Source organism: Mesorhizobium sp. ESP6-5, from assembly GCF_020164695.1.
In the GTDB taxonomy this organism is placed as follows: Bacteria; Pseudomonadota; Alphaproteobacteria; order Rhizobiales; family Rhizobiaceae; genus Mesorhizobium; species Mesorhizobium australicum.
This window is the reverse complement of the sequence record NZ_JAIUGR010000004.1, coordinates 38,564-49,669: the sequence shown is the minus strand read 5'-3', so window position 1 is coordinate 49,669 and position 11,106 is coordinate 38,564. Positions and strand designations below refer to the sequence as shown.

Here is an 11,106-nt window from a genome sequence, read left to right as displayed (position 1 = left end):
GCTTTTCACGGGACTTTGCCGAAAAATCGATAAACATTAACCAAGTCCGTTAGAGCATAATTTGCGACTGCCATGTTAGCCGGAGAGATATTCGTTTGTAAGGATCAAGACATGCGGGGGTTAGCAGGTAGGTTTGTCAGCTCGAGGAGCGGCTCGTTCGCGCCCATAATTGTCCTCAGCATGATCCCGCTAATCAGCGCGGTAGGCTTTGCGGTCGACTACACCTCTGCGGTGCAGACCCGGTCGACCGAGCAAGCGGCACTCGATGCCGCGATCCTGTCGATTACCACGATGGATACGGCTTCGACAAAAGCGCAGCGCCAGGTGGCGATGCAGGCTTCCTACGTGGCCAACGGTGGACAGGGCGACGCGACGCTGAACACTTTCACCGTCGCCGCCGATGGTACCGCCACAGCGCAGGCCTCGGCGAATTTCGCCATGCCGACCCTTTTTATGCAGATCGCCAGGATCAACACCGTACCAGTCGGCGTCTCCTCGGCTGTGAGCAAGACACCAGCGCTGGTTGAAGCTACCTTCAACGTCGATCACGTTTCAGGCTACTGGAATAAAACCATGACCCTGTATGGCCTTCCGTTTGGGTGGAACTCCAATACGACGCCTACCGCGATGATGAAGATCGACTACGCCTACAAGGCGTATAATTATTCCTACACGAGCGGGGGTAAGACTTATACCGCTGCGGACCCGAAAGGTTACGGTACGACCACTATTTCCACGGGGTCGGGAACATCTGCGAAGGTGGTTCAGAGCCAAGTGTGCACGCCAGTAGGACAAACAACCGATTTCACACCGACTGCGGGAACTTACAGGAGTACCGCGGTAGCAAAAAGCGGAAGTACGACCGGCTCCACCATCTATTTCAAAACGACATGCGTGACCACGAATTCCGCCGGAAGCAGCAGTGGTGCGACAGTCGACGTGAGCATGATGGACCAGGTTTATCTGCAGATGGATGTGCCGTCCGGACCGGTCAACCCGCTCAAGTCGAATAGTGCAAGCACGTCGAATCGGCTCTACCTCGGTGCCGGGTACAGCACTGCGGCACAAAAGGCCCTGAGCCCTTCCAAATACCTCCCCGTCGAGGTCAACAGCAACACAATCGTCGACATCTTCGGCGCTGTGCCCTGCAGCGAGACCAGCGACCAGGCATGGGAAGACGGCGGCAACAATCCTCCACTTCCAGACGTTACGAACGCCGACTTCTTTTACAGCGTGATGGGCAAGTGCGCCTTTAACAAGCGGGCATCCGACACGCTGCTGACACAGTGACGCTGCCGATCTCCCCTCGTGGGTGAGATTGGAGCTGGCGACCGTGTTCGCCAATCTCTGAGGCGCGCAGGGCAGAGCGCTCTTCAATCACAAACCGGTGAGCGTTGTAACGAAGCCGTCCGTGGCGGCGAAGTGGGGATATGAGCGGCGCATCGTGGCGTCGTCCCCACGGAGCAAGCCGATGTCGCCAGTCCTACCAAGCAGGTTTTTCGCACTGTCCGGCCTCGCCGCGCTGGCGCTCGCCGGATCGCTCGCCGGCGCCGTCGCCCAGCCGCTCACCGTGGTCGAGCTGTTCACCAGCCAGGGCTGCTCGTCCTGCCCGCCGGCCAACGCCAACCTCATCAAGGTCAAGGACCGGCCCGGCGTGCTGGCGCTGTCGTTCAACGTCACCTACTGGGACTACCTCGGCTGGAAGGACACGTTCGGCAAGCAGGAATTCACCCAGCGCCAGGTGTCCTACGAGCCATCGCTCGGCCATGACGGGCCGTTCACGCCGCAAGTGGTGGTCAACGGCCATGCCGACGTCGTTGGCGCCGCACCCGGCGAGATCGAACATCTGATCGCGGCCACGGCCAAGACCGGAGGTCCGTCGCTGGCGCTCGAGGGCGGCAAGGTCGCGATCGGCGCCGGCGCCGCTCCGGGCGGCCACGCCGATGTCTGGCTGGTGCGCTACACCAAGGGTGTCGTCGAGGTGCCGGTGGCGCGCGGCGAAAACACCGGCCGCACCTTGCCGCACGCCAATGTCGTGCATGCGCTGACAAAACTCGGCAGCTGGAGCGGCGACGCCAAGACGCTCGATCTGCCGGCGGCCTCGGGCGGCCTCAGCACCGCCGTGCTGGTGCAGTCGCCCGGCGGCGGACCGATCCTGGCCGCCGCCGCCAACTAGATCCCGTTCGAGCAGAGATTTTTAAAACAGAGATTTGCACCGCCGCATGAGCAGCGGTGCAAGAGCCCGGCCGCCCAAACCGGCGTGCCATCAACCCGTAAACCCAAGGAACCGACCATGACCACTTTCTCCCGCTTGACGCTGCCGGCTCTCGCCCTCGCTTTGTGCTCCACGGCGCTGTTTGCCGGCGGCATCGCCCGCGCCGACGATGCCACCAATGCGATGAAGCCCGCCGCCAACGCCATGAAGCCGGCAACCGACGCGATGAAGCCGGCCGACCCGATGGCCACCAACGCCATGAAGCCCGCTACGGACGCCATGAAGCCTGCCACGGATGCGATGAAACCGGCGACCGACGCCATGAAGCCTGCAACGGATGCCACCGCCAATTGAGATTGGTGCGTGGCCTTCTGTCCCTGGCGGGCTCCCTGTCCAGCCGGGGACAGTTGCTGGAGCAGCCCCCGGGAAAGGCTTGAAGCGGTTTTGCTTCGGCAACGAGGTCGAAACAGAAAGTCCGCAGGCGCACGCGAATGTGAGCCTCCGCCGCAACTCACGCATCGCGCCACCGTAGCTGATCCAATAGACTGATCCCAAATGGAAGCCATGAGGAGTGCAACCATGACCATTATCAACAAACGTTCGACAGGCTTTGTCCGGGGGGCGCTCGCCGCACTCGCCCTTGCCGTCGCGGGCGCTGCTTTCTGGCTGACGCCAGCCATCTCCGCCGAGGATGCGGTGAAGATCCCGCCGCCGGCGATCGACGAAAAGGCGGCCACCGGCACAGAGAAGGCGATCTTCGCCGGCGGCTGCTTCTGGGGCGTGCAGGGCGTGTTCCAGCATGTCAAGGGCGTCAGCAAGGCGGTCTCGGGCTATACCGGCGGCGCCAAGGACGATGCCGTCTACGAGACGGTCGGCACTGGCCGCACCGGCCACGCAGAGTCCGTCGAGATCACCTATGATCCGTCCAAGGTGACCTACGGCCAGCTGCTGCAGGTCTATTTCTCGGTCGCCCACAACCCGACCCAGCTCAACTACCAGGGTCCGGATTCGGGCACCCAGTACCGCTCGACGATCTTCGCCGAAAACGACGCCCAGAAGAAAATCGCGCAGAGCTACATCGCCCAGCTCGACAAGGCCAAAGTGTTCGGCGAGCCGATCGTCACCACGCTGGAGACCGGCAAGACCTTCTATCCGGCCGAGACCTACCACCAGGACTTTTTGACGCTGAACCCGACCTATCCCTACATCGTCTACAACGACCTGCCCAAGGTGGCGAATTTGAAGACGCTGTTCCCGGCGCTTTACAGCGAAAAGCCGGTGCTGGTGCTGTCGGCGAGCAACTGAGATTGCGAGGCGCGCCATTCTGGCCTTTCTCCCCGTCATTATACGGGGAGAAAGGCGCTGTCATCGCGCCTCAATCATACGTCAGATCCGTCGCCTTGCCGCCGAACACGCGGTAGGCATAGAACGAATAGAAGATGATGACCGGCAGCACCACCACGGTGCCGGCCAGGATGATCGCCAGGCTTTCGGGCGCCGACGCCGCCTGCCAGATGGTCAGGCGATCGGGCACCACATAGGGATAGAACGACCAGGCCAGGCCGGCAAAGCCGAGCGCGAAGATGGTGGCCAGCGTCAGGAACGGCGTCAGCGAATGGCGATCGTCAGGCCTCGGCAGATGGAAGGTCTGCCGCCACAGCCAGGCAAACAGCAGCGCCGACAGGATCGGCAGCGGCGACAGATAGAGCATCTCGGGCCAGACGAACCATTTGGCGAAGATGCGCGGGCTGGCGAACGGCGTCGCCAGCGACACGGCGGCCATGCCGAGCGCGGTCAGCACCAGGGCGGTGCGCAGCCAGAGCACCGCCTTATTCTGCAGCGCGCCTTCGGTCTTGTAGATCACCCAGGCGGAGCCCATCGCCGCGTAGGCTGCCGCCAGGCAGAACGCCACCAGCACGCCAAACGCCATGCCGCCTGGCCCGACATCGAGGCCGAGCACGTAGACGCCCAGCATATAGCCTTGCGCCAGCGAGGCGATGAGCGAGCCGAGGAAGAAAATACGGTTCCAGCGATGTTTCTTCCCCGCCGGCACCTTGGCGCGGAAATCGAAGGCGACGCCGCGCAGGATCAGGCCGACCAGCAGGACGAAGACCGGAATGTAGAGAGCCGTCAGGATGACGCCATGCGCCAGCGGAAAGGCGACCAGCAGCAGGCCGACGGCCAGCACCAGCCAGGTTTCGTTGGCGTCCCAGAACGGACCGATCGCCGCGATCATGGTGTCCTGCTCGGTGTCCGCGGCGGCGGCGAACAGGATGCCGATGCCGAGGTCGAAGCCGTCGAGAATGACGTAGATCAGGATGGCAAGGCCCATCAGTCCGGCGAAGATCAGGGGGAGCAGGGTTGGCCAGTCGTAGGTCATCTTGCTCTCCTCACGCCCTGATTTCGGTTTGCGAAGCTAGCGCAGCCCCTCATCGCCCTGCCGGGCACTTCTCCCCGTATAGGGACGGGGAGAAGCGGGCTGGCCGCAACGCCGGCGCCATCCATGCAACGTTGGCGATTGGCGAAACCATAGGACTCAGCGCCCCTCTCCCCGTCCCTATACGGGGAGAGGATGCCGGCAGGCAGGTGAGGGGCGGCGCGGGCCTGCAATGAAAACATGCTCACTCCCCCGCGGCCGGCTGCGACAGCGGTGCGTTGAGAACACCCGGCAGCGGCGAGGTGTCGCCGTCCTTGGCCGCCTTCAGCGCCAGGTGCACCAGCACGCCGAGATAGGCGATCAGCAAAAGCACGTAGAGCAGGAGATAGATGGCGAGCGTCAGCGCCACATGGCTGCCGGCCACCGGCCCGACGGCGTCGGCGGTCTTCAATACGCCGGTCACCAGCCAGGGCTGGCGGCCGATCTCGGTCGTGTACCAGCCGGCCAGCGTCGCCAGCCAGCCCGACAATGCCATCGGCACCATCAGCATGGCGAGCGGCTTTGGCAGCGCGTGCCGGTGCTTGAGGAAGAAGGCGGCCGACCAGGAGACGGCGAGCATCAAAAGCCCGGTGCCAACCATGATACGAAAGCTCCAGAAGAGCGGAAAGACCGGCGGATGGTTGCCGGGATAGTCGTTCAGCCCCGGCACGACACCGTCGGTCGAGTGCCGCAGGATAAGGCTGGCCCCGTCCGGAATCGCGACCTCGAACTTGTTTTCCCTGGCCGCCTCGTCGGGCAGCGCGAACAAAACCAGCGGCACGTTGGGACCGGTGTTCCAGTTGGCCTCCATGGCGGCGATCTTCTGCGGCTGGTGTTCCAGCGTGTTGAGCCCATGCTGGTCGCCGGCCAGGATCTGGATCGGGATCAGGATCGCAGCGGTGAAGACGCCGGTGCGCAGCGCCTTCCACATCGATTCCGAACGGTCGCCGTTGAGGTAGCGCAGCGCCGACAGGCCGGCGATCAGGAACGACACCGTAAGCCCCGAGGCGAGCAGCATATGCACCAGCCGGTAGGGCATGGACGGGTTGAAGACGATGGCCCACCAATCGACGGCGTGCGCGACGCCGTCGCGCATCTCGAAGCCGGCCGGCGTCTGCATCCAGGAATTGAGGGCGATGATCCAGAACGCCGACAGCGTCGTGCCGCCGGCGACCAGCACCGTCGCCAGCGTGTGGATGCGGTTGGAGACGCGGCGGAAGCCGAACAGCATGATGCCGAGAAAGGCCGCCTCGAGGAAGAAAGCGGTGAGGATCTCGTAGGCGAGCAGCGGTCCGGCGATGTTGCCGACATGCTGCATGTAGCCCGGCCAGTTGGTGCCGAACTGGAAGCTCATGGTGACGCCCGAGACCACGCCCATGGCAAACGACAGCGCGAACACCTTCACCCAGGTGAAATAGGCGCGCATCCAGGCGGAATCATTGGTCGCGTTGTAGCGCAGCTTGAAGAACAGCAGCACCCAGCCAAGGGCAATGGTGATTGTCGGAAACAGGATATGAAACGAAATATTCGCGCCGAACTGCATGCGCGACAGTATGAGCGGGTCCATGGCGGGCTCCGGCTGTAAATACTCGCGAAGGATAGGCCCGAAGCGGGGTCAGGTCAAAGCGGCCTCCTGCCGCGAGGCTGAACGCCACAGGACAATTTTACCGGATGGACGCGGCGCATTCCCAGCCAGCTCCGCGCTTCGATGTCCAGAACTGGCAGCAGGGCATTGACTTGCGGTTGCACTGGGCGACAACAGGCCTATATCAAGTCACCTCTTTCAGGCAGCCGTTTTCAACCATGCCCTCCATATTGTCCATTTCCGGGGTCTCCAAGACCTACGCCACCGGCTTCACCGCGCTCAAGGAAGTCAGCCTCGATATCCAGCGCGGCGAGATCTTCGCGCTGCTCGGCCCCAATGGCGCCGGCAAGACGACGCTGATCTCGATCGTCTGCGGCATCGTCAACCGCTCTTCGGGGACCGTGACCGTCGATGGCCACGACATCAACAAGGACTATCGCGCCGCGCGCAGCCTGATCGGGCTGGTGCCGCAGGAACTCACCATCGACGCCTTCGAGAGCGTCTGGGCAACCGTCAATTACAGCCGCGGCCTGTTCGGCAAGCCGGCCAATCCGGCCTTCGTCGAGAAGGTGCTGCGCGACCTGTCGCTGTGGGACAAGAAGGACGCCAAGGCGATCACGCTGTCGGGCGGCATGAAGCGGCGGCTGATGATCGCCAAGGCGCTGTCGCACGAGCCGCGTATCCTGTTCCTCGACGAACCGACCGCCGGCGTCGACGTCGAACTGCGCCAGGACATGTGGGCGATGGTCCGGCGGCTGCGCGAGGACGGCGTCACCATCATCCTTACCACGCATTATATCGAGGAAGCCGAGGCCATGGCCGACCGCGTCGGCGTCATCAACCGCGGCGAGATCATCCTGGTCGAGGGCAAGGCCGAACTGATGCGCAAACTCGGTCGCAAGGAGATGAGGCTGGAGCTGCGCGCGCCGCTCGGCAGCATGCCCGACGGGCTCTCGCGCTATGCGCTCGAACTGTCGCCGGATGGCACGCAACTCACCTACACATACGACAACCAGAGCGACCGGCCGGGCGTCGCCTCGCTGATCAGGGATCTCGAGGCGGCCGGCATCCAGTTCCGCGATCTCGACACCAAGAACAGCTCGCTCGAAGAGATCTTCGTCAATCTCCTGAGGCAAGAGCCATGAACCTGCGTGCGGCCCCTAATTTTCGCGCGGTCTGGGCGATCTACCGGGTCGAGATGGCGCGTGCGTTCCGCACCGTGCTGCAGAGCATCATCTCGCCGGTCATCTCGACGTCGCTCTATTTCGTCGTCTTCGGCTCGGCCATCGGCTCGCGCATAACCGAAATCGACGGCATCGCCTACGGCGCCTTCATCGTGCCGGGACTGATCATGCTGTCGCTGTTGACGCAGTCGATCTCCAACGCCTCTTTCGCCATCTATTTCCCGAAATTCGTCGGCTCGATCTACGAGCTTTTGTCGGCGCCGGTCTCCTACCTGGAGATCGTCATCGCCTATGTCGGCGGCGCCGCGACCAAGTCGATCATCCTCGGCCTGATCATCCTGGCCACGGCCTCGCTGTTCGTGCCGCTGCACATCGAACATCCGTTCTGGATGCTCGCCTTCCTGATCCTGACAGCGGTGACCTTCAGCCTTTTCGGCTTTATCATCGGCATCTGGGCGAAAAGCTTCGAGCAGCTGCAGCTGGTGCCACTGCTGATCATCACCCCGCTGACCTTCCTCGGCGGCAGCTTCTATTCGATCCACATGCTGCCCGGCATCTGGAAGACGATCACGCTGTTCAACCCGGTGGTCTACCTGATCAGCGGCTTCCGCTGGAGTTTCTACGGCAAGGCCGATGTCTCGGTCGTCGTCAGCCTCGGCATGACGCTGGTGTTCCTGGCCGTCTGCATCGCGATCGTCGCCTGGATCTTCCGGACCGGCTACCGGCTGAGGAACTGACGCGGCCCTAAGGTCGTGAGAGAGGCCTCAAATGGCCTTGACCAGCCGCAGCAATCCCAGCATCTCGATGTAGGTCCCCTCGCGAAAGGCGATGTAGACCGGCTCCTCGGCGCCGTGGAAGCGGCGCTTGAATGCCGCCTGTCCCTGCAGGTTGAACCTGCGGCGGTTGACCCAGGGCGAGTCGTAGGCGCGCTGGAAGGCGTTGCGCCAGAACTCGCTTTCGGCAAATCCGCTCGGGCCGACATCGAGCAGCGGCGACAGGCCGAGCGTCACCACCGAAATGCCTTCCTCGCGAAAGCGGTCGACGGCGAATTTGGTCAGGCCGATCTCGGCATGCGGCGAGGCATCGATGTGCTTGCGCTTGAAGGCCGTGGTGTAGCCGATCACCTTGCCGTCGGCGAACATCGGATCGAAATCGAGCAAGGCGACGAGGTCGCCATCGGGGCCGTGCAGCACGAAACGGCGCATATCGGTGCCGAGCTGATCGTAAAATGGTCGGTTGAGGAAACCCATCTCCCAGCGCTTGACGATACGGTCGCCGCGCCAGTTTTGAGACAGCCGGGAGATCTCGTCGAGGTGGATCGTGCGTTTGTCCTCCTCGAACGAAAAGCCTTTCTTCAACAGCCAGCGCTCGGAATAACGCACCGTTTCGTTGCGCTTGCCGGAAAAATCATGGTCGGGCAGAACGAGGCGCGTGTCGATGCCCAGCCGGTTAATCTTGTAGCCAAGGCCGGCAAGGACCTGGGCGGTCTGTTCGCCGATCTGCACGAACCACGGGCCGCCGGCGCTCTCGACGAAGCGTCTGATGTAATCGGGCCGCCGATCCGGCGCCGCCACCGGATCGCCGAGCGCGAAATGATGCCTCATCTTGGTGCCGAAGGCGATGTAACCGTCGGCATCGCCAAAATAGGAAAGCTTGCTTTGCACGGCGGTGGAATAGGCGAGCGAGAAGTCGCCATGACGGCGCACCAGCGCCAGCCGTTCGACATGCGTCAGCGCCCGGCGCTCGACCTTGGGCGAGGCCCCCTCGAGGAGGTTGTCGAAATAGATCCGCAAGGAGGGCATGGTCGAGATTCCGCGTGCCGTCCATGGCGCGACGTGTCCGACGACACGCAAGACGCGCCACGGCGTCTTGATTTTTCGCAAGGTAGCCGAAATCGGGTTGCCGGTTTCGAATGCCCGCGTCCGTGACGAGATCCGCCAGCCCCCGGACCTCGAATCAATCACTTTGCCGCGACCTGATTATCGCCGATGCCGCCGATATGCCATATAGGGCTGGATGTATTCGGACGGAAGCGGGTAATGCGCTCCATGTCGTGGTTTTGACGCGGTGCCGCGACCGGCTGTTTCCGACGGGCGGCGGAATGCTCCGGAAGCGAAGCCGCCTCGGCGCGGGACCATCGAAGATCGGCATCGAGTTGCCGTTCGGGTCCTGCGCGCGATCAAACTGTTACAGCGGCCTGCGAGCCTTCAGGGCTGCCGCGAGGGCGAATGGGGTTCGAGAGTGAATGGCTGATACGACAAGCAGATCGATGGTGGAGCAGGCGGTGACGGTCGAGCCGGCGATCGTCATTGGCGCCGGCGCCGCCGGGCTGGCCGTCGCGAGGGCCTTGATGAAGGCCGGCGTGGCGACGGCGATCCTGGAGAAGGAAAGCCGGCTGGCCGAGCCCTGGCGCCGACGTCACGAGCAGCTGCACCTCAACACCCACCGCGATCTCTCGGCACTGCCTGGCCTTGCCTATCCCAAGGGCACCCCTGCCTTTCCGCACCGGGACGTCGTCATCCGCCATATGAACGATTTCCATGAGGCGAACCGTTTGCCGGTGGAGTTTGGCGTTTCCGTCGAGTCCATCACGTTCAGGGGCGATCACTGGGTCGTGCGCACCAGCGCCGGCTCGCGCCTGGCGCGCCATGTCGTTGTGGCCACCGGCCGCGACCGGGAACCCTTCACGCCGCAGTGGACGGGCATGCAGGCGTTCGCGGGCCGGATCATCCACTCGGCGGATTTTGGCGATGCCCAGGCCTATGCGGGCAAGAAGGTGCTGGTTGTCGGCGCCGGCAATTCGGGCTTCGACGCACTCAATCATCTGGCGGGTGTCGATACCGCCGCTGTCTGGCTGTCGGCCCGCAACGGCCCCGCCCTTTTGCCCAAGCGCGTCGGCAAGATCGCCGTGCACCGCCTCTCGCCGCTCATGGCGCGCCTGCCGCTGCGCGTCGCCGATGCGGTGATGGCGGTGACGCAGCGCCTGGTGTTCGGCGATCTCACCAAATTCGGCGTGCCGCCCGCGCCCGCGGGCGGCGCCAGCCGCCTGACCTCGGACTATACCGCGATCGCCGCCGACGATGGCGCCGTCGATGCCATCAAATCGGGCAGGATCGTGGTGGTGCCCGGGGTACGGGAGTTCACCCGCGACGGCGTCATCCTGGCCAATGGCAGCCTGATCGCTCCCGACATCGTCATTGCCGCGACGGGCTACCGCACCGGGCTGGGGCGGATGGTCGGCAATCTCGGCGTGCTCGACGAGAAGGGCGTTCCGCTCTTCAACGGGGGCCAGGCCGATCCGAAACTACCCGGCCTGTGGTTCACCGGCATGCGGCCGAGCATCCGCGGCTGCTTTGCCAATGCCGGCATATTGGCCAAGGCGATAGCTGCGCGGATCGCCGGCTCATCCCGCCCCTCCGGCGCCTCACGCTGAGCGACCGCATAGGACAACATTTGCCGTCGGCGTCACGCCGATTTCGGCTCCAGCCGCCGGAAACCGACAGCCTCGGTCAGCATCTCCTCGTCGACCATGCCGGCATTGTAGAGGGCCAGCAAGGTGAGCGCCAATTCACGCGCCTCGACGGATTCGGGATGCGCTTGCCGTCGGCGGCAGGCCTCGTCGAAGACACGTTGCAAGGTGGCCACTTCGTCAGGTTTGAGCAGGCCACGGTCGTAGATCGACTTGGGCATGGCGATGATCTCCTGA

Annotated in this window: 11 protein-coding genes; 7 read left to right on the top strand and 4 right to left on the bottom strand. The window is 63.6% G+C overall.

Translation table 11 applies throughout. The features are described 5' to 3' along the window. Nucleotides 1-72: 72 nt before the first annotated feature. The 4 genes from LB524_RS07190 to msrA all read left to right on the top strand — a co-directional run bounded on the left by LB524_RS07190 (nt 73) and on the right by msrA (nt 3,520). Nucleotides 73-1,290, top strand: coding sequence for a TadE/TadG family type IV pilus assembly protein (locus LB524_RS07190; protein ID WP_318012217.1), 1,218 nt, complete (start codon nt 73-75; stop codon nt 1,288-1,290). 181 nt (nt 1,291-1,471) lie between these two features. Continuing rightward, nucleotides 1,472-2,176 carry a DUF1223 domain-containing protein gene (locus LB524_RS07185; protein ID WP_224524754.1) on the top strand — a complete coding sequence of 235 codons (705 nt, stop codon included), beginning with the start codon at nt 1,472-1,474 and terminating at the stop codon, nt 2,174-2,176. A 117-nt stretch (nt 2,177-2,293) separates the two neighbouring features. After that, entirely contained in the window at nt 2,294-2,569 is a 276-nt protein-coding gene (locus tag LB524_RS07180) for a hypothetical protein (protein ID WP_224524752.1), read from the top strand. Nucleotides 2,570-2,794: 225 nt separating this feature from the next. Next, a complete protein-coding gene (gene msrA / locus LB524_RS07175; protein ID WP_224524742.1) occupies nt 2,795-3,520 on the top strand; it encodes a peptide-methionine (S)-S-oxide reductase MsrA in 726 nt (241 codons plus the stop codon). 70 nt (nt 3,521-3,590) lie between these two features. On the opposite strand, the gene LB524_RS07170 is transcribed toward msrA, so the two are convergent. Both LB524_RS07170 and LB524_RS07165 read right to left on the bottom strand, forming a co-directional pair. Continuing rightward, nucleotides 3,591-4,595 (bottom strand): cytochrome d ubiquinol oxidase subunit II, encoded by a 1,005-nt coding sequence (locus LB524_RS07170; RefSeq protein WP_224524739.1) that lies wholly within the window; start codon nt 4,593-4,595, stop codon nt 3,591-3,593. A gap of 241 nt (nt 4,596-4,836) precedes the next feature. Next, nucleotides 4,837-6,198: a cytochrome ubiquinol oxidase subunit I gene (locus LB524_RS07165; RefSeq protein ID WP_224524738.1), complete on the bottom strand. Its 1,362-nt coding sequence runs from the start codon at nt 6,196-6,198 to the stop codon at nt 4,837-4,839. Nucleotides 6,199-6,434: 236 nt separating this feature from the next. Here LB524_RS07165 and LB524_RS07160 point away from each other — a divergent pair, with 236 nt between their 5' ends. Then, nucleotides 6,435-7,361, top strand: coding sequence for an ABC transporter ATP-binding protein (locus LB524_RS07160; RefSeq protein ID WP_224524735.1), 927 nt, complete (start codon nt 6,435-6,437; stop codon nt 7,359-7,361). Beyond that, nucleotides 7,358-8,137 carry an ABC transporter permease gene (locus tag LB524_RS07155; protein ID WP_015314751.1) on the top strand — a complete coding sequence of 260 codons (780 nt, stop codon included), beginning with the start codon at nt 7,358-7,360 and terminating at the stop codon, nt 8,135-8,137. Before LB524_RS07160 ends, LB524_RS07155 begins: the two co-directional genes overlap by 4 nt. 27 nt (nt 8,138-8,164) lie before the next feature. Here the strand turns inward: LB524_RS07155 and LB524_RS07150 are convergent, their stop codons facing one another. Beyond that, the gene (locus LB524_RS07150) at nt 8,165-9,202 is read right to left on the bottom strand and encodes a phosphatidylglycerol lysyltransferase domain-containing protein (protein ID WP_140660328.1); all 1,038 of its coding nucleotides are present in this window, start codon (nt 9,200-9,202) and stop codon (nt 8,165-8,167) included. Between the two features lie 443 nt (nt 9,203-9,645). Between LB524_RS07150 and LB524_RS07145 the strand changes: the two genes are divergently transcribed. Beyond that, a complete protein-coding gene (locus tag LB524_RS07145; RefSeq protein WP_224524732.1) occupies nt 9,646-10,833 on the top strand; it encodes a flavin-containing monooxygenase in 1,188 nt (395 codons plus the stop codon). Nucleotides 10,834-10,865: 32 nt separating this feature from the next. Here the strand turns inward: LB524_RS07145 and LB524_RS07140 are convergent, their stop codons facing one another. Then, the gene (locus LB524_RS07140) at nt 10,866-11,090 is read right to left on the bottom strand and encodes a hypothetical protein (RefSeq protein WP_015314754.1); all 225 of its coding nucleotides are present in this window, start codon (nt 11,088-11,090) and stop codon (nt 10,866-10,868) included. Nucleotides 11,091-11,106 lie beyond the last annotated feature (16 nt).